General features: G+C 62.8%; 13 protein-coding genes. 9 read left to right on the forward strand and 4 right to left on the reverse strand.

Going from position 1 to position 17,638, the window contains the following annotated elements:
* The first annotated feature begins 24 nt into the window (after positions 1-24).
* Positions 25-1,605 (forward strand): amidase, encoded by a 1,581-nt coding sequence (locus HCN58_RS16355; RefSeq protein WP_235983670.1) that lies wholly within the window; start codon positions 25-27, stop codon positions 1,603-1,605.
* A gap of 229 nt (positions 1,606-1,834) precedes the next feature.
* The gene (gene htpX, locus HCN58_RS16360; protein ID WP_171580430.1) at positions 1,835-2,776 is read left to right on the forward strand and encodes a zinc metalloprotease HtpX; all 942 of its coding nucleotides are present in this window, start codon (positions 1,835-1,837) and stop codon (positions 2,774-2,776) included.
* 827 nt (positions 2,777-3,603) lie between these two features.
* Here the strand turns inward: htpX and HCN58_RS16365 are convergent.
* Positions 3,604-4,383: an SDR family NAD(P)-dependent oxidoreductase gene (locus tag HCN58_RS16365; protein WP_171580431.1), complete on the reverse strand. Its 780-nt coding sequence runs from the start codon at positions 4,381-4,383 to the stop codon at positions 3,604-3,606.
* Between the two features lie 161 nt (positions 4,384-4,544).
* Between HCN58_RS16365 and HCN58_RS16370 the strand changes: the two genes are divergently transcribed.
* From HCN58_RS16370 to HCN58_RS16380, 3 genes are read left to right on the forward strand one after another with little or no spacing between them, the layout of a single operon-like run.
* Complete coding sequence (locus HCN58_RS16370) at positions 4,545-5,336, forward strand: enoyl-CoA hydratase/isomerase (protein ID WP_171580432.1); 792 nt, start codon at positions 4,545-4,547, stop codon at positions 5,334-5,336.
* On the forward strand, positions 5,333-6,319 hold the full coding sequence (locus tag HCN58_RS16375) for a phosphotransferase family protein (RefSeq protein ID WP_171580433.1): 987 nt from the start codon (positions 5,333-5,335) through the stop codon (positions 6,317-6,319). Before HCN58_RS16370 ends, HCN58_RS16375 begins: the two co-directional genes overlap by 4 nt.
* 1 nt (position 6,320) lies before the next feature.
* Positions 6,321-6,695, forward strand: coding sequence for a DUF6285 domain-containing protein (locus tag HCN58_RS16380; protein ID WP_171580434.1), 375 nt, complete (start codon positions 6,321-6,323; stop codon positions 6,693-6,695).
* Positions 6,696-6,833: 138 nt separating this feature from the next.
* Here HCN58_RS16380 and HCN58_RS16385 read toward each other — a convergent pair whose 3' ends face one another.
* Entirely contained in the window at positions 6,834-7,613 is a 780-nt protein-coding gene (locus tag HCN58_RS16385) for an enoyl-CoA hydratase-related protein (protein ID WP_171580435.1), read from the reverse strand.
* A gap of 222 nt (positions 7,614-7,835) precedes the next feature.
* Between HCN58_RS16385 and HCN58_RS16390 the strand changes: the two genes are divergently transcribed.
* The gene (locus HCN58_RS16390) at positions 7,836-9,164 is read left to right on the forward strand and encodes an acyl-CoA dehydrogenase family protein (RefSeq protein WP_171580436.1); all 1,329 of its coding nucleotides are present in this window, start codon (positions 7,836-7,838) and stop codon (positions 9,162-9,164) included.
* 121 nt (positions 9,165-9,285) lie between these two features.
* On the opposite strand, the gene HCN58_RS16395 is transcribed toward HCN58_RS16390, so the two are convergent.
* Together HCN58_RS16395 and HCN58_RS16400 are read right to left on the reverse strand one after the other, a co-directional pair.
* Entirely contained in the window at positions 9,286-10,866 is a 1,581-nt protein-coding gene (locus HCN58_RS16395; protein WP_171580437.1) for a fatty acid--CoA ligase, read from the reverse strand.
* A gap of 189 nt (positions 10,867-11,055) precedes the next feature.
* Entirely contained in the window at positions 11,056-11,928 is an 873-nt protein-coding gene (locus tag HCN58_RS16400; protein WP_171580438.1) for an SDR family oxidoreductase, read from the reverse strand.
* A 101-nt stretch (positions 11,929-12,029) separates the two neighbouring features.
* Here HCN58_RS16400 and HCN58_RS16405 point away from each other — a divergent pair, with 101 nt between their 5' ends.
* From HCN58_RS16405 to ppc, 3 genes are all read left to right on the forward strand, one after another.
* Complete coding sequence (locus HCN58_RS16405; protein ID WP_171580439.1) at positions 12,030-12,842, forward strand: crotonase/enoyl-CoA hydratase family protein; 813 nt, start codon at positions 12,030-12,032, stop codon at positions 12,840-12,842.
* 148 nt (positions 12,843-12,990) lie between these two features.
* The gene (locus HCN58_RS16410; protein ID WP_171580440.1) at positions 12,991-14,535 is read left to right on the forward strand and encodes an acyl-CoA synthetase; all 1,545 of its coding nucleotides are present in this window, start codon (positions 12,991-12,993) and stop codon (positions 14,533-14,535) included.
* A gap of 203 nt (positions 14,536-14,738) precedes the next feature.
* The gene (ppc, locus tag HCN58_RS16415; protein WP_171580441.1) at positions 14,739-17,531 is read left to right on the forward strand and encodes a phosphoenolpyruvate carboxylase; all 2,793 of its coding nucleotides are present in this window, start codon (positions 14,739-14,741) and stop codon (positions 17,529-17,531) included.
* Positions 17,532-17,638 lie beyond the last annotated feature (107 nt).

Consider the following 17,638-nt stretch of genomic DNA (forward strand, 5'->3'; position numbering starts at 1 on the left):
CCGTCAGGCGAGAGGAGAGCCGTCATGACCATGAACCGACGTTATTTTCTTGGCGCAGCCACCAGCACCCTGGCGACTATGGCGGGCACGTCGCCCAACCGCGCTTTCGCCGAAAAGGCGGCCGTGGCCGCCTCGGCGCAAAGCCTGGATTATCGCAGCGTAAGCGAGCTGCGAGGGCTGCTCGATGCGCGCAAGGTTTCGGCGGTCGAGCTGTTCGAGCATGCCGTCGGCCGCATCGAGGCGCTGGACTTGCACATCAATGCCGTGGTCGTGCGCGACTTCGAACGCGCCCGCGCGGCGGCGACAGCGGCGGATGCCGCGCTGGCGCGCGGCGAGCGCCGGCCGCTGCTCGGCATTCCCATGACCGTGAAGGAATCCTTCAATGTCGGCGGCTTGCCGACCACCTGGGGGCTGACGGCGGGCCGCGACTGGCGGGCTCCGGAAGATGCCGTGCCTGTCGCACGCCTCAAGGCGGCGGGAGCCGTGATCCTGGGCAAGACCAACCTGGCGATTGCCCTCGCCGACTGGCAGAGCTTTAACCCGATCTACGGCACGACCAACAATCCCTGGGATATCAAGCGCACCGTCGGCGGATCATCAGGGGGCTCGGCGGCGGCGCTCGCCGCCGGATATGTGCCGCTCGAGCTCGGTTCTGATCTCAGCTCTTCGATCCGTGCGCCGGCGCATCTCTGCGGCGTGTTTGGCCACAAGCCGACTTCAAATCTCGTGCCGCAACGCGGCCATGCGCCGCCGCGCTCGCCGGCGCTGGCAACCGACCTGACCAGCGGCCTTGGCGTCGCCGGACCAATGGCGCGAACCGCGGCCGATCTCTCTACGGCCCTGGACGTGATCGCCGGACCTGATGAATTCGAAGCCGGTGCCTACCGTCTGAACCTTCCACCGGCGCGTCATAATGCGCTGAAGGACTTTCGCGTCCTGGTGATCGACAGCCATCCTTTGCTGCCGGTGGCCGGTGAAATCAGGACGGCGCTCGATCAACTCGCGAACAAACTCATCTCAACAGGCGCGAAAGTTGCGCGGTCGAGTTCGCTGTTGCCTGATCTCGCCGAGTCGGCACGCCTGCATACCCGCATCGTGCGCAACTTTGGCGCCTTCGGCCGTCCGCCGGAATTCTTCAAGCAAATGCAGGATGCCGTTGCGGCGCTTAAGCCGGATGACGACAGTCTGAAGGCCTGGCGAACGCGTGCGCCGTTTCTCAGTCATCATCAATGGATGGCCGCTGAAATCGCGCGCGCCCGGTTGCGCCTGCAATGGGCCAGCCTGTTCCGCGAATTCGACGTCGTGCTGTGCCCGCCGTTTTCAGTCGTCGCATTTCCCCACGACCAGAAGCCGGATCAGGAGGAGCGCACGATCGATATCGATGGAGAGAGCCACCCTTATCTCTCGTTGATCATCTGGGGGTCGGTTGCGACACCGCCGGGTTTGCCGGCCACCGTGATGCCGATCGGGCGCTCCAAAGCCGGGCTTCCGATCGGCGTGCAGATCATCGGGCCGTTGTTTGAGGATCGCACGCCGCTGGCGTTTGCGGGGATGCTGGAACGGGAGTTCGGCGGCTTCATGCGGCCGCCGGAAATGCAACTTTGATTCATCTTTAACACAATAGCGGCGGGCTAAACTCTTCCCCGGAAAGCTGGGCGCAGAGTGACCCGCAAAGCTGCCGGATTACGGATCGTTAATCCGTCTGAAGCGTCGGTTCCTGGAGCCAAACGCGGCGCCTCGACGCACCCTGGCATCTTGAAGCACTGCCGGATGAGTTCCTACCTCTGGGATGCCTGCCACGGCCGTTTTGACGGCGGGCAGCACGGAGAGGACAATGAGCTATCTGAAGACTGCCATTCTTTTGGCCGGTCTGACCGGCCTGTTCATGGGCGTCGGCTATCTGATCGGCGGCGCCAGCGGTGCCCTGATCGCGCTCGTGATCGCGGCTGCGACCAACCTGTTCGCCTACTGGAATTCCGACCGCATGGTGCTGTCGATGTACGGCGCCCATGAGGTCGATGCGCGCACGGCACCGGACCTCTACAATCTCGTGGCCGAGCTGGCCGGCCGTGCCGGCCTGCCGATGCCGCGTGTTTTCGTGATGGACGAGGCGCAGCCCAACGCGTTCGCCACCGGCCGCAATCCGCAGAACGCGGCGGTCGCCGTCACCACGGGCCTGATGCAGCAGCTCAGCCGCGAAGAACTCGCCGGCGTGATCGCGCACGAGCTCGCCCATATCCGGAATCACGACACGCTCTTGATGACCATCACCGCGACGATTGCCGGTGCGATCTCGATGCTGGCGCAGTTCGGCATGTTCTTCGGCGGTCACCGCGACAACAACAGCGGCCCCGGCATCATCGGCTCGATCGCCATGATGATCCTGGCGCCGCTCGGCGCCATGCTGGTGCAGATGGCGATCAGCCGTACGCGCGAATACGCCGCCGACGATCTCGGCGCGCGCATCTGCGGCCAGCCGATGTGGCTCGCATCCGCTCTGGGCAAAATCGCCAACGCCGCGCATGTGGTTCCGAATCCGGAAGCGGAGCGCAATCCGGCGACGGCGCACATGTTCATCATCAACCCGCTGTCGGGTCACGGCATGGACAATCTGTTCACGACCCACCCCTCGACCGAAAACCGCATCGCGGCGCTGCAGCAGCTCGCGGCGGAGATGGGCGCGCATGGCGGCACATTCTCCACCAGCGCCCGTACCAATTATCCGCGCCGCAGCCCGTGGGGCCGCCCCTCGGCCTCGCGCGGCCCGTGGGGATAACGCGAAATCGAGTAGATCCGTAGGTGGACAAAGGCGCGCTCGCGCCGTGCCCACCATTTATCAGCGAGTGCGCTTCTCGATGGTGGGCACGCTCTCGCTTTACCTACCCTACGGAGCTTTCGCGCTTCCTCAGGGATGAGGTCTGCCATCTGTGATGTCGTATGTGACTGCCCGACGGGCAAATCACCAAAAGTCTGTCCAGTCCTTCCAGCAAAAATATTCCGCTTAACTTCGAGAGCAAATCATCGGCATAACTCCGCCCGTCTCACCCAATTGAGGGGCGGGTCGCGATCGTCACGAACGTGCGGTGAGATGCGATGGACGCTGAATGCGCAAGACGTACGCGCAGGAAGCGTACGGCGAAGTCGTGTGGTCCTGATGTCGCGGTGCTGGCATTAAGTTGCGCAGATTTCATTTTGCGCAGCGACGGTGGCAAAAGAGCCGTTCACCGGGGAGAGCTCGAAGTAAGCCGTAAAGCCATTGCGCAGGGAAGGCCGGGATGCTCCCGCTGTACCTGTATGCTCGTGTGCGTTCTCTTTTGCGCACTTTGCACACGAGACCGCGGGTGCGGCGTGCACCCGGTCTTCCCTGCGCCCTCTGTGTTTCAGGAGGGCAAAATTAGATGCAAAACCTCGGGCGATCAGCGCCGCGAGAATGCTGACGCACATTCGCTGCCGTTACTGCGAACGCAGGGACCCATAGCCACAAATGTTCGTATTCTGCGAAGTTGTAGCTACAGCGTTGCCTACGATTGGCATCGATGGTTGTGGATCCCTGCGTTCGCAGGGACGACACGTTGCGGGAAGATCGCCTACAGCAACCCAACTTCAAAACGCCGTGTACCCGCCATCGATTACAAAACAGTCCGCCGTATGATACGACGATGCCTTGCTCATGATGTATACCGCGATGCCGCCGAAATCGCTCGGCTCGCCGAAGCGGCGCACCGGAATGCGCGGCATTACGTTGGCGACGAATTTGTCGTTTTCCATGATACCGGCGGTCATGTCGCTCTTGATCCAGCCGGGCAGGATCGCGTTCGCGGTGACGCCGTAGCGCGCCAGCTCGACGGCGAGCGCGCGGCACAGCGCGTTCAGCGCCGCCTTGGTGCCGGCGTAGTGCTCGTTGCGGGCGGTGCCGAACAGCGAGGCGAGACTGGAGGTTGCGACCAGCCGGCCAAATTTGTCGCCGGCTTCCGCACGTTCGGTCATATGGCGGGCGGCCGCCTGAAACACATGGAAGACGCCATCAAGATTGGTCGCGAACATTTTTCGCCATTCCTCCTCCGTGCGGTCGATGAAGGCGCGGCGTCCGCCACCGCCGATGCCGGCATTGGCAAAACAGCCGTGGACGCGGCCGAACGTGTCGAGCGTTGCCTGCATCGCGGCCTTGACGGAGGCGGGATCGGATACGTCGCAGACCTGAGTGTGCACCCTGCCGGGCCCGGCGGACATGGTTGCCGCCGCGCTCTTGTTCTTCTCCGCATTGCGGCCCCAGATCGAGACGTTGCAGCCTTGCGCGTTCAAGGCTTGCGCAATGCCAAGGCCGATGCCGCCATTGCCGCCGGTAATGACCGCCGTGCGGCCGGTGAGGTCAAAGATGCTCATTGGGTGTTTCCATTTTGTTTGGCAACAGAGTTGCGCCCTGTGGCGGGCAGATGTTCTGCTGCAAGCATGGACAACGCCGTCAGGAAAATCAAATATGGACGAGACGTCGTCCAATCTTCCGCGCAGCGAAATAGCGCGTAAACACAAATTAAGAGGAAGCAATGCAGTTCAAGCACGTCACGCTCGATTTCGATGGCGCGGTCGCCGTTCTCAAGCTCGACCACCAGGAGGTCATGAACGCGGTCTCGATGGACATGCTGGGCGGGCTTGGCGAGGCGCTCGATGCGATCGATGACAAGCGGGAAGAAGTGCGCTGCGTCGTGCTGACCGGCGCCGGGCGCGCGTTCTGCACCGGCGCCAATCTGCAGGGCCGCAACAGCCAGAAGCCCGGCAAGAGCAATGCCGGGCAATCGCTGGAAACCGGTTTTCATCCGTTCCTGCGGCGCATTCGCCGGCTGCATTGCCCGCTCGTCACCGCCGTCAACGGCCCCGCCGCTGGCGCCGGGATGAGCTTTGCGCTGATGGGCGACATGATCCTCTGCGCGCGCTCGTCCTATTTCTTACAAGCCTTCCGCCGCATCGGCCTGGTGCCGGATTGCGGCTCGACCTGGCTGTTGCCGCGCATGATCGGCAAGGCGCGCTCGGTCGAACTATCGCTGATGGGCGAGCGGATGCCGGCGGAGAAGGCGCTGGAATGGGGTCTTGTCAACCGCGTCCATGACGATGCGGTGTTGATGGAAGAGGCGATGAAGCTCGCGCATGAACTGGCCAATGGGCCGACAATCGCGCTGTCGCTGATCCGAAAACTCTATTGGGATAGCCCGGAAAATTCCTTCGAGGAGCAGCTTAACCTCGAATTCGAATCTCAACGCATCGCCGGCGCGGCGGAAGATTTCAAGGAAGGCGTCACCGCATTCCTCGAAAAACGCCCCGCCAGGTTCAGGGGCAAATGATCGAGGAGCAACTCGGACGCTGTGTTGCTGCCTGGTATCCGGGAGCGACCGGCGTCACCGGCGCCGCAAAACTTTCCGGCGGCGCCAGCCAGGAGACCTGGACGTTCGACATCGTTCACCCTGGCGGAAACGCCGGCGCCATCCTGCGCCGCGCGCCGCCGGGCTATGGCGCGTCGCCGGGCCGAGCTGCCGGCCTTGAGGCCGAGGCGACGCTGATGCAGCTCGCGTATGATGCCGGCTTGCCGTCGCCGCGCGTGATGCACGTGCTGAAGCCGGAGGACGAACTCGGCCGCGGCTTCATCATGCAGCGTATCGAGGGCGAGACCATCGCGCGCAAGATTTTGCGCGACGAGCAGTTCGCCAAGGCACGTCCGATCCTGGCGCGGCAGTTGGGCAAGGTGATCGCCGGCATTCACGGCTTGCCGGCCGCTAAACTGCCGAAATTGCGCGAGATCAGCGCGACCAAGGAAATCGCCGACCTCGAGCGGGAATACCGCAGCTTCAACTGGCCGCGTCCCGTGTTCGAACTCGCCTTGCGCTGGTTGCGCGGGCGCGATCCCGGACCGTCGAAAGAGATAACGTTGGTGCACGGCGATTTCCGCCATGGCAATCTCATCATCGGCCCCGACGGCGTGCGTGCGGTGCTGGACTGGGAGCTCGCGCATCTCGGCGACCCGATGGAAGACCTGGGCTGGATCTGCGTCAACTCCTGGCGCTTCGGCGAGATCGACAAGCCGGTCGGCGGTTTTGGGTCGCGCGAGGAACTGTTCGCCGGATACGAAGAAGCGGGCCGCAAGGTCGATCCCGCGCGTGTGATGTTCTGGGAAGTGATGGGCACGCTGCGCTGGGGCATCATGTGCTGCGGCATGATGCAGCGCTTCCGGCAGGGCCCCGACCATTCGATGGAGCGTGCCATGATCGGCCGGCGTTCCTCGGAGACGGAAATCGATTTGCTGAGACTGCTTGCTCCGAAACGAGGGTGAGATGCAGGACGAACCTACCCCCAACGAACTGATCAAGGCAGTCGCAGATTTCCTCCGCAACGAGATCGCGCCCGAGATCAAGGGCCACAATGCCTTCAAGCTCCGCGTCGGCATCAACGCGCTCGACCTGGTGACTCGGCAACTGGCGCTGGAGCAGGGGAGCGATGCCGCAGAGGCGGCGCGGCTGAAGCAGTTGCTCGGCGTGGACGCCGCGTTGATCGACCTCAACCGCGCGCTGTGCGAGAAGATCGCCAAAGGCGAAATCGATCTGCAGACGCCGGGCTTGGCCGACCATCTCTGGCAGACCACGATGGACAAACTTGCCGTCGATCAGCCGAATTACGCGTCGTACAAGAGGGAGCTGGGGAATAAGTGACGGTGGAGCGCACGCTTCCTCCGCTCGTCATTCCGGGATGGTGCGTCAGCACCAGACCCGGAATCTCGAGATTCTCAGGTGCGCAATCGCGCACCATAGTTCGTCGCTTCGCGCCGCGCCGGAATGACGATTACGTCGTCACCGCCCCAGCCATTTCGGCGGGCGCTTCTCCGCAAAGGCTTTCGGGCCTTCGATGTAATCCTGCGAGGCCGCCATCGCCTTCACCGCGGGGTACTCGCGCTGTTCGACGATCGCCCGTTCCAGCGACACTTCAAGTCCGCGCTGGATTGCCTGCTTGGAAGCGCGGATCGACATCGGCGAGTTCTTGCAGATGGTTTCGGCCCAGCGCTCGGCGGCGGCAAGCGCCTCACCTGTTGGAACCACCTCGTTGACGAAGCCGAGCTCAAGACCCTCCTTGGCCGAGACGTGGCGCGCGGTGAGGATCATGCCCATCGCGCGTTTCAGGCCGATCTGGCGCGGCAGCCGGTGCACGCCGCCGGCAAGCGCAGCAAGGCCGACGCGCGGCTCGGGCAGGGCGAAGGTCGCATTCTCCGAGGCGATGATGAGGTCGCAGGCCAGCGCGATCTCAAAACCGCCGCCCATGGCGACGCCGTTGACGGCGGCGATGATCGGCTTGTCGCAGTCGAAGCGCGAGGTGAGGCCGGCGAAGCCGCCCTTGTCCCAGCCGCGTTTTCCGCCGGCCGCCTGCCACTTCAGATCGTTGCCGGCGCAGAACGCCTTGTCGCCGGCACCGGTGACGATCGCCACCCATTGCTCGGGATCGGCGGAAAAATCGTCGAACACCTTGTCGAGTTCGAAATGCGCATCGATATGCAACGCATTGTACACTTCCGGCCGCGACAGCGTGATAATCGTAATCGGCCCCTTGCGCGTCACCTTGGAGAATTTCAGGTCCATGCTTGCTCCCGTTTCTATTTTCTGCGGCGAAGAATATTCGCTGCGATCATAGCGCCAGCCCGGTGTCCGAAACCATCCAATTACGCAACGCCCCCGCGCGTGCCAAGGTCCATTCCGTTGCTTGACTTGGGCGTGGTCTTCCAACCTAAATCGATCCGAGCAGGAGCGCCGCGTAGCGCCTAAACGCAAAAGCAATAAACGACATTTCCGGGAGAGAACGCCTTGGATTTCAACCTGCCTGCCGACCTCGTTGCTTATCTCGACGAACTCGATCGCTTCATCGCGCGCGAGATCAAGCCGCTGGAGGAAGCCGACGACAACATCCGCTTCTTCGATCATCGCCGCGAATGGGCGCGTACCGATTTCGAAAACGGCGGCCTGCCCCGGCATGAATGGGAAGCGCTGCTGCGCAAGGCCAAGAACCTCGCGGACGCCGCCGGGCATTTGCGGTTCGCGATCCCGAAGCGCTATGGCGGCAAGGACGGTTCCAACCTCTGGATGGCCGTCATCCGCGAGCATTTCGCCTCAAAGGGCCTTGGCCTGCACAATGATCTGCAGAACGAGCATTCGATCGTTGGCAATCTGCCGCTCGTGACCATGCTCGACCGCTACGGCACCGACGAGCAGAAGGCGATGATCGAAGGCTCGATCACCGGAAAATACCGCATCACCTTCGGCCTGACCGAGCCTGATCACGGTTCCGACGCGACGCATATGGAAACCAGGGCCGTGCAGGCGACCCGTGACGACGTTAAGGGCTGGATCATCAACGGCCAGAAGATGTGGACGACCGGCATGCATGTCGCGACCCATTGCGCGCTGTTCGCCCGGACATCCGGCAATGACGGCGACGCGCGCGGCATCACCTGCTTCCTGGTGCCGGCCAAGAGCGAGGGCGTGAAGGTCGAGGAATACATGTGGACCTTCAACATGCCGACGGACCACCCGCGCGTCAGCTTCACCAATGTGTTCGTGCCTGAGGATGCGCTGTTCGGCGAAATCGGCCGCGGCCTATCGCTGGCGCAGTGTTTTGTGCACGAGAATCGCATCCGCCAGGCGGCAAGCTCGCTCGGCGCTGCCGTTTACTGTATCAACGAAAGCGTCAAATACGCGCGCGAGCGAAAACCGTTCGGCAAGGCGCTGGCGGAGAACCAGGCGATCCAGTGGCCGTTGGTGGAACTAGCCACGCAGGCGGAAATGCTCAGGCTATTGATCCGCAAGACGGCGTGGGAGATGGACCAGCTCACCCAAGCCCAGGTCGAGCACACGCTCTCCGATCGCGTCTCGATGTGCAACTACTGGGCAAACCGTCTGTGCTGCGAAGCCGCCGACCGCGCCATGCAGGTCCATGGCGGCATGGGCTATTCGCGTCACAAGCCGTTCGAACACATCTACCGCCACCACCGCCGCTACCGCATCACCGAGGGCAGCGAGGAAATCCAGAAACGCAAGGTGGCGGGATTCCTGTTCGGCTATATGGGGGCTGGGAAGCATAGAGGCGAAGCCGTCAATCCCTCTCCACGTCGTCCCCGCGAACGCGGGGACCCATAACCACAGGGCGCAGTTCAGGGCACACCGATCAAGCGAAGGTAACTCACACTTCCAACATCACTGACGACACGGAGTATGGGTCCCTGCGTTCGCAGGGACGACAACGTTGAGAGACGACGGATCAATTCACCTGGCGATCTTTCCCCGCCCAATACGGATCACGCAAATTCCGCCGCAAGATTTTCCCCGACGGATTGCGCGGCAGCGCTTCCATGAAGTCGACCGACTTCGGCGTCTTGAAGCCCGCGATGCGTTCGCGCGCAAAATTGATGATGTCGGTGGCGGTCGCCGGCTTGCCCGGCTTCATCACCACGATCGCCTTGACCGCTTCGCCCCATTTGTCATCGGGAATGCCGATCACGGCGGCTTCGGCCACATCAGGATGATCGCAGATCGCGCTCTCGACTTCGGCCGGATAGATGTTCTCGCCGCCGGAGATGATCATGTCCTTGATGCGGTCATGGATATAGAGATAGCCGTCCTCGTCCATGTAGCCGGCGTCGCCGGTGCGCAGCCAGCCGTCGCTGCCGAGCGTTTTGGCGGTTGCATTCGGCAGGTTCCAGTAGCCGACCATGTTGGAGCCGGAGCGGGTTGCGATCTCGCCGACCTGGCGCGGCGGCAGCCGGTTGCCGTCAGGATCGAGGATCGCAAGCTCAACCCCGGGCAGCGCCTTGCCGGCGGAGCGCATGCGCTCCAGTCCCTCGATATGATCCTCCGGCGGAAGGGCTACGATGGTGCCCGTGGTCTCGGTCATGCCGTAGAGTTGCACGAAGCCGCACTTGAACACCTCGATGCACTCCTTCAGAAGCGCTGCCGGAATCGGCGAGGCACCGTAGAGCATGTATTTCAGGCGCGAAAAATCCACCTGCCGCGCGCGCCGCTGCCGCACCACGAACTGCATTGCGGCCGGCACCATGAACAGTTTGGTAATTCCGGATTGCTCGAAGAAATCCAGCACTTTGGTCGGATCGAATTCGCGGGCGATCACGCCCTTGGCGCCGTGGTAGAGGCCCATGACGCCCCAGCCGGAGCCGCCGATATGGAAGATCGGCATCGCCACCAGCGAGACGTCGTCGCTCGACCACTTGTTCCATTCGGGCTTCTCGGCCTCGTTGCCGGCCTGCACCAGATTGAGGAAGTTGGCGTGCGAGAGCATCGCGCCCTTGGGCTTGCCCGTGGTGCCCGACGTATAAAGCTGGATCGCAATGTCCTTCGGACTGATCGGCACCTTCGGATCATCGCCGCTGACGGCGTCGCGGCAGGTGATAAAATCCTGCCATTCCGGCGCGCCGCCTTCGGTGGTGATCACGTGGCGCACATCAGGCAGTTGCGCCTTGATGTTACGAACCTGCGTGATGAATTCCGGTCCTACGAACAGCACTGGTGCCTTGCAGTCGCTGACGATGAAAGCGACCTCGGGGCCGGCGAGGCGCCAGTTGACCGGCGCCATCACCACTTTGGCCTTCATCGCACCCAGCAGCAGCTCGAAATAGATGTCGCTGTTCTTACCGAGATAGGCGATCCGCTCGCCCGGCTTGACGCCGAGTGCGATCAGCGCGTTGGCAACGTGGTTGGTTTTGACGTCGAATTCGGCAAAGCTGGTCTGGCGTCCCTCGAATTCATAGGCGATCGCGTTGCCGCGCGTTCTGGCGCGCTCCCGCACCATGTCGGCAAGGTTCGTCAGTTGCTCTGGCGCGGACATGTCACTCCCGTAGTGTCTTATCGTTGCGCTGAGTTTGGCGTCATCGCGCGACAAAGACAATACGGCTCGGTTGTCCCTGCGAAAGCAGGGACCCATACGCTGCGGCTTATCGGTAAGACGATGCGGCTAGCTGCCTTCGTATCAACTGGCGCTGGTGGTTATGGATCCCTGCGTTCGCAGGGACGACAATCATCCCCTTGCCGCGCGGTCCTTCTCGTTCTGAGTCTTGATCGATTCGCGCGCCTTGTTCCAGTCGTCGTCGCTCCAGTCGCGCAACTGGTAGAAATTGCCGCCCATCGCCAGCGCCTGCGCGCCGTCCATGGCGATAGTTTCGCCGTTGATCCAGTCACAGCCGCCGGAGATCAGGAATACCGCAAGGTTCTGCAATTCCTCCATGGTGCCGACCCGGCCCATCGGATTCTGCGCCCGTGTACGCGCGCCGGCTTCGTCGCCGGGCTTGATGCGCTTGCTCATGCCTTCGGTCGGGATTTCGCCGGGCGCAATGGTGTTGAGGCGGATGCCGTATTTGCCCCATTCGACCGCGAGCGACATCGTCATGGCATGGATCGCCGATTTGCTCATCGCGGACGGCACCACATAGGGCGAACCGTTGCGCACCCAGGTCACCGTGATCGACACCACATTGCCGCGTTGCTTGGCAGCGATCCAGCGCCGCCCCACCGCGTGCGTTACATAGAAGGTGCCGTGCATCACGATGTTGGCGACCGCGTCGAAACCGCGCGGCGAGAGTTCTTCCGAACGCGAGATGAAATTGCCGGCGGCATTATTGATGAGATCGGTAAGAGGCCCCGAGGTCCAGATCTGTTCGATCATTTCGTCGACGGCCATCGCATTGCGGATGTCGACGCCGTGGCTGACCACGCGCCCGCCATGCAGATCCATCAATTCGGTTGCGGTCTCGTCGCAGACGATCTTGCGGCGGCCGCAGATGTGGACCTCGGCGCCGAGCTGGAGAAACCGCGCGGCCATGGATTTGCCGAGGCCGGTGCCGCCTCCGGTCACGAGAATGCGTCGCCCGACGAGAAGCTGATCGTTGAACATCGTTTCCACCCAAGGGGATTGTCTGTTAATTGGTCGATTGACTAAAACCGGACAACGCCGTTCTGTAAAGCAGCAACTGAGGCACCAGCGAGGAGATTTTCATGGAGCAACGCGTCTCGATCTCGATTTCGGACGGCATCGCCGACGTCCGGCTGGTACGGGCCGACAAGATGAACGCGCTCGATGCAGCGATGTTTGAGGCGCTGGTGGCTGCAACCGAACGGCTTGCCCATGAAAAAGGCGTCCGGGTGGTAGTATTGTCCGGTGAGGGACGGGCGTTCTGCGCTGGCCTCGATATGGGACGCTTTCAGGCCATGAAGGAAAGCGGCGGTAACGGGATCGCTGGCGGCGAGAAGCGCGACCTCGCTGCACGCACGCACGGCATTGCGAATTTTCCGCAGCAGGCGGTGTGGGGCTGGCGTCAGCTTCCGGTGCCTGTGATCGCCGCGATCCAGGGCGTGGCGTTCGGCGGTGGCTTCCAGCTCGCGCTCGGCGCCGACATGCGATTCCTTACGCCGGATGCGCGGATGTCGATTATGGAGATCAAATGGGGCCTGGTGCCCGACATGGCCGGGACGCCCATTCTCGCAAGCCTTGTGCGCGATGATGTCCTGCGCGAACTCACCTATACCGGCCGCATCTTCTCGGCGCAGGAAGCCATGAGCTACGGCCTTGCGACGCGGATCTGTGATGACCCGCGCGCCGCGGCTTTCGATGTCGCGCGCGAAATCACCGGCAAGAGCCCCGATGCGATCCGCGCCGCCAAGCGTATGCTCAACAAACTTTCCGTTGATCCGGCTCCGGCGCTGCTGGCCGAATCCGTCGAGCAGCAGAAGCTGCTCGGCAGCCCCAACCAGACCGAAGCCGTGCGTGCCAATATGGAAAAGCGCGCGCCGCGGTTTGCGGACGCCTAGCAGCTCGGCGCCGTCACTCCGGGACGGTGCGTTAGCACCAGACCCGGAACTCGAGATTCTCAGGTGCGCAATTGCGCACCATAGTTCGCGCTTCGCGCGCCCCGGAATGACTGCTCACTCAAACCCGGCACCAGATCGGAAAGAGATAATGTCAGCCTCCCAACTTTTCCTCGGCATCATCAGCGGCGAGCGCCGACGCGACCACGGCGAGGTCGCCGAATGGACTGAGCGCATCGCCAGCGGGCTGCAAAAGCTCGGCGTGAGACAGGGCGACAGCGTCGCCATGCTGATGCGCAACGACATCGCCTTCATCGAGGCGGCCTATGCGGCAATGCGGCTCGGCGCCTATGGCGTGCCGGTCAACTGGCACTTCAAGCCGGAAGAAATCAATTACGTGCTGAAGGATTCGGGCACCTCGGTGCTGATCGCGCATGCCGACATGCTGCATCAGTTGCGCGAGGCGATTCCGTCAGGAGTCACCGCGCTCAGCGTGCCGACGCCGCCCGAGATTCTTGCCCGCTACAAGACCAATCCGGATCATCTGGCGACCCCCGACTTCGCGATCGATTTTGATTCCTGGCTCAAAAAGCACCCGCGCTATGACGGGCCGGCGGTGCCGCAGCCGCAGAACATGATCTACACCTCGGGCACGACAGGCCATCCCAAGGGCGTGCGCCGCTTTGCGCCGACGCCGGAGCAGAGCGCCAACGCCGAACGCATGCGCGCGCTGATTTACGGCCTCAAGCCGGGTGCCCGCGCGCTGCTTCCGGGTCCGCTGTATCATTCCGCACCGAACTCGTTCGGCTTGCGCGCCGGTCGTCTCGGCGGTGCACTAGTGATTATGCCGCGCTTCGACGCGGAAGAATTTTTGCGCGTGGTCGAAATCGAGAAGATCGACACCATCTTCATGGTGCCGACCATGTTCATTCGACTGATGAAGTTGCCGGAGGAGGTGCGCAAGAAGTACGATATGTCGTCCCTGCGCCACGTTATACACGCCGCCGCGCCATGTCCCGCCGAGGTCAAGCGCGCCATGATCGAGTGGTGGGGCCCAGTCATCTACGAATTCTACGGCTCGACCGAGTCAGGTGCGGTTACCTTTGCGACATCCGAGGATGCGCTGAAGAAGCCCGGCACCGTCGGCAAGATCGCGCCGGGCGCGGAACTACGGTTCATCGGCGACGATGGCAGGGAACTGCCGCAGGGCGAGATCGGCGAAATCTATTCGCGCATCGCCGGCAACCCGGACTTTACCTATCACAACAAGCCGGAAAAGCGCATCGAGATCGATCGCGACGGGTTCATCACCTCGGGCGACGTCGGCTACATCGACGCCGACGGCTATGTCTTCATCTGCGACCGCAAGCGCGACATGGTGATCTCGGGCGGCGTCAACATCTATCCGGCCGAAATCGAGGCCGCGTTGCACGCAATTCCTGGGGTGCATGATTGCGCGGTGTTCGGCATTCCCGACACGGAGTTTGGTGAGGCGCTGATGGCTGTTGTCGAACCGCAGCCGGCGGTGACGCTCGATCCGGCTTCCATCCGCAGCCAGCTCAAGGTCTCGCTGGCCGACTACAAGGTGCCAAAACACATCGAAATCCAGGCCAACCTGCCGCGGGAAGATTCCGGCAAGATCTTCAAGCGTCGCCTCCGCGATCCCTATTGGGAACGAGCAGGGCGGAGGATTTAGCTGGCGCGGGGCACGTAGCTAATCCCTCATGGTGAGGAGCGCGAAAGCGCGTCTCGAACCGGGAGGCCCAAACTCATCCTTCGAGACGCGGCCAAGAGGCCGCTCCTCAGGATGAGGACGCTGCATCACCTCCATCTTTATCTTGCACTGCGGCAAAAAAATTGCACACTCGGAGGAGCCGGGCAGTTTGAGGTGGCCAGCCAATGTCGTCCCAGACCATGCCTTCCGAGATCGAAGTCCGGACCAACCGCAGCGATGAAGCGCTGGCGTTGGAGGAGGATGCGCGGCTGCGGACCGACATTCGCCTGCTCGGGCGGATTCTCGGTGATACCGTTCGTGACCAGGAGGGCGCCGACGTATTCGACCTGGTCGAACGCATACGTCAGACCTCGATCCGGTTCCACCGCGACGAGGACAAGCTGGCGCGGCGGGAGCTCGAAACCATCCTCGACAGCATGTCGACTGCCGACACGGTACGCATCGTTCGCGCCTTCAGCTATTTTTCGCATCTCGCCAACATCGCCGAGGACCAGAGCAATATCCGCCAGATGCGTGGCCGCGGTTCCGGCGGGCCGCGGCCGAGCGCGCTGACCCAGACGCTGGCTCACGCAAAGACCGCCGGGATCAGCGCGGCCGAACTGCGCCGCTTCTTCAAGGGCGCCCAGATAAGTCCGGTGCTGACCGCGCACCCCACCGAAGTTCGCCGCAAGAGCACGATCGACCGCGAGATGGAAATCGCCGGGTTGCTCGAGCGGCGCGAACGTGTCCAGCTCACGGCCGAGGAAGCCGAGGCCTGCGATGAGCAGTTGCGCCGCGCCGTGCTGACGCTGTGGCAGACCAACCTGCTGCGCCGGACCAAACTGACCGTACTCGACGAAGTCGCCAACGGCCTGTCATTCTACGACTACACATTCCTGCACGAGGTGCCGCGGCTGCATTGCGCGCTGGAAGACCGGCTGAACCAGGAGGAGGGCGGCGCGCCCGGCGAACTGGCCTCCTTCCTGAATATGGGAAGCTGGATCGGCGGCGACCGCGACGGCAATCCGTTCGTCACGGCTGAGGTCATGCGAGGCACGCTGCGCCTGCAATCGAGCCGGGTGATGAGCTTCTATCTGGAGGAGTTGCACGTCCTCGGCTCGGAACTGTCGCTGGCGGCGCACCTTGCCGACGTTTCCGACGAATTGCGCGCGCTGGCCGAGCGCTCGCCGGATACTTCGCCGCACAGGAGCGGCGAACCCTATCGCCTTGCGGTATCCGGCATCTATGCAAGGCTGACCGCCACCGCTGCAAAGCTCGAGGTCGAGACGACACGTCGTCCGGTCGGCGAGGCCGCGCCTTATGCAAACGTGAAGGAGTTCAAGGCCGATCTCGACGTGCTGGATCGATCGCTGATCGCGAACAATTCAGGCGTGATCGCGCGCGGACGATTGCGCTTGCTACGCCGTGCCGTGGATTGCTTCGGCTTTCATCTCGCCCGGCTCGACATCAGGCAGAACTCCGCGGTGCATGAGCGCACGGTTGCGGAACTGTTCGATGCCGCGATTCCCGGCATGTCCTATCTGGCACTGAACGAGGAGGCCCGCGTCCATCTGTTGCTGCGCGAGCTGCGCAGTGCAAGGCCGCTGAGCTCGGCGTTCGTCAAGTACAGCGAAGAAACGGTTAGCGAACTCGCGGTATTCCGCGCCGCCGCCGAGGCCCATGCCCGCTTCGGTCCCGACGTGATCCAGCAATGCATCATCTCCATGTGCAAGGGGATGTCGGACATGCTGGAAGTGGCGGTGCTGTTGAAGGAGGTCGGCCTCGTCAACCCGTCCGGCCGCAGCGCCATCAATATTGTGCCGCTGTTCGAGACGATCGAGGATCTGCAGGCCTCATCCGGCATCATGGACCGGATGCTGGCGCTGCACGACTACCGCCGGCTGGTCGACAGCCGCGGCGGCATTCAGGAAGTGATGCTGGGCTATTCCGACAGCAACAAGGACGGCGGCTTCGTTACCTCGGGCTGGGAGCTCTACAAGGCCGAAATCGAACTGGTCGACGTGTTCGAGCGACATGGCGTGCGGTTGCGGCTGTTTCACGGCCGCGGCGGGTCGGTCGGCCGCGGCGGCGGCCCGAGCTATGACGCGATCATCGCGCAGCCGGGAGGTGCGGTAAACGGCCAGATCCGCATCACCGAGCAGGGCGAAATCATCTCCAGCAAATATTCCAATCCGGAAGTCGGCCGCAACAATCTGGAGATTCTTGCTGCCGCGACGCTGGAGGCTAGCCTGCTGCATCCCCGGCAGAGCGCGCCGCGGAAAGAGTATCTGACCGCGATGGAGCAATTGTCGGCCCTGGCATTCAAGGCCTATCGCGGGCTGGTCTACGAGACCGAAGGCTTTGCCGATTACTTCTGGGGCTCGACGGTCATCACCGAAATCTCGACGCTCAACATCGGCAGCCGCCCGGCGTCGCGCAAGAAGACCAGAGAGATCGAGGACCTGCGCGCCATTCCCTGGGTGTTCAGTTGGGCGCAATGCCGGCTGATGCTGCCGGGATGGTACGGTTTTGGCTCTGCGGTCGAGACCTGGATCGCAGAGCACCGGGAGCAGGGCATGCCGTTCCTGCAGGAACTCTACCGCGAATGGCCGTTCTTCCGCACGCTATTGTCGAATATGGACATGGTGCTGGCCAAGAGCTCGATCGCGATCGCCTCGCGCTACGCCGAGCTGGTGCCTGACGTGACGCTGCGTGAGAGCATTTTTGGTCGCATCCGGCGCGAGTGGCATTCCTCGATCGAGACCCTGCTCGACATCATGGGCCACGAGCGCCTGTTGCAGGGCAACCCGCTGCTGGAGCGCTCGATCCGCAATCGCTTCCCCTACCTCGATCCGCTCAACCACGTGCAGGTCGAGCTGTTGAAGGAGCATCGTTCCCACAGCCCGGACGAGCAGGTGCTGCGCGGGATTCAGCTCACCATCAACGGCATTTCGGCGGGGTTGAGGAATAGTGGGTGAGGGGTGCAGCTCGCCCGCCGTCATTGCGAGCGCAGCGAAGCAATCCATCTCTCAGCACACGCGGATGGATGGATTGCTTCGTCGCTTCGCTCCTCGCAATGACGGAT

The sequence above is a fragment of the Bradyrhizobium australiense genome (assembly GCF_013114825.1).
GTDB lineage: Bacteria > Pseudomonadota > Alphaproteobacteria > Rhizobiales > Xanthobacteraceae > Bradyrhizobium > Bradyrhizobium australiense.

Coding starts and splice junctions, on each gene's coding strand:
- HCN58_RS16355 (WP_235983670.1), top strand. CDS start 25: ATGACCATGAACCGACGTTATTTTCTTGGCGCAGCCACCAGCACCCTG.
- htpX (WP_171580430.1), top strand. CDS start 1,835: ATGAGCTATCTGAAGACTGCCATTCTTTTGGCCGGTCTGACCGGCCTG.
- HCN58_RS16365 (WP_171580431.1), bottom strand. CDS start 4,383: ATGAGCATCTTTGACCTCACCGGCCGCACGGCGGTCATTACCGGCGGC.
- HCN58_RS16370 (WP_171580432.1), top strand. CDS start 4,545: ATGCAGTTCAAGCACGTCACGCTCGATTTCGATGGCGCGGTCGCCGTT.
- HCN58_RS16375 (WP_171580433.1), top strand. CDS start 5,333: ATGATCGAGGAGCAACTCGGACGCTGTGTTGCTGCCTGGTATCCGGGA.
- HCN58_RS16380 (WP_171580434.1), top strand. CDS start 6,321: ATGCAGGACGAACCTACCCCCAACGAACTGATCAAGGCAGTCGCAGAT.
- HCN58_RS16385 (WP_171580435.1), bottom strand. CDS start 7,613: ATGGACCTGAAATTCTCCAAGGTGACGCGCAAGGGGCCGATTACGATT.
- HCN58_RS16395 (WP_171580437.1), bottom strand. CDS start 10,866: ATGTCCGCGCCAGAGCAACTGACGAACCTTGCCGACATGGTGCGGGAG.
- HCN58_RS16400 (WP_171580438.1), bottom strand. CDS start 11,928: ATGTTCAACGATCAGCTTCTCGTCGGGCGACGCATTCTCGTGACCGGA.
- HCN58_RS16405 (WP_171580439.1), top strand. CDS start 12,030: ATGGAGCAACGCGTCTCGATCTCGATTTCGGACGGCATCGCCGACGTC.
- HCN58_RS16410 (WP_171580440.1), top strand. CDS start 12,991: ATGTCAGCCTCCCAACTTTTCCTCGGCATCATCAGCGGCGAGCGCCGA.
- ppc (WP_171580441.1), top strand. CDS start 14,739: ATGTCGTCCCAGACCATGCCTTCCGAGATCGAAGTCCGGACCAACCGC.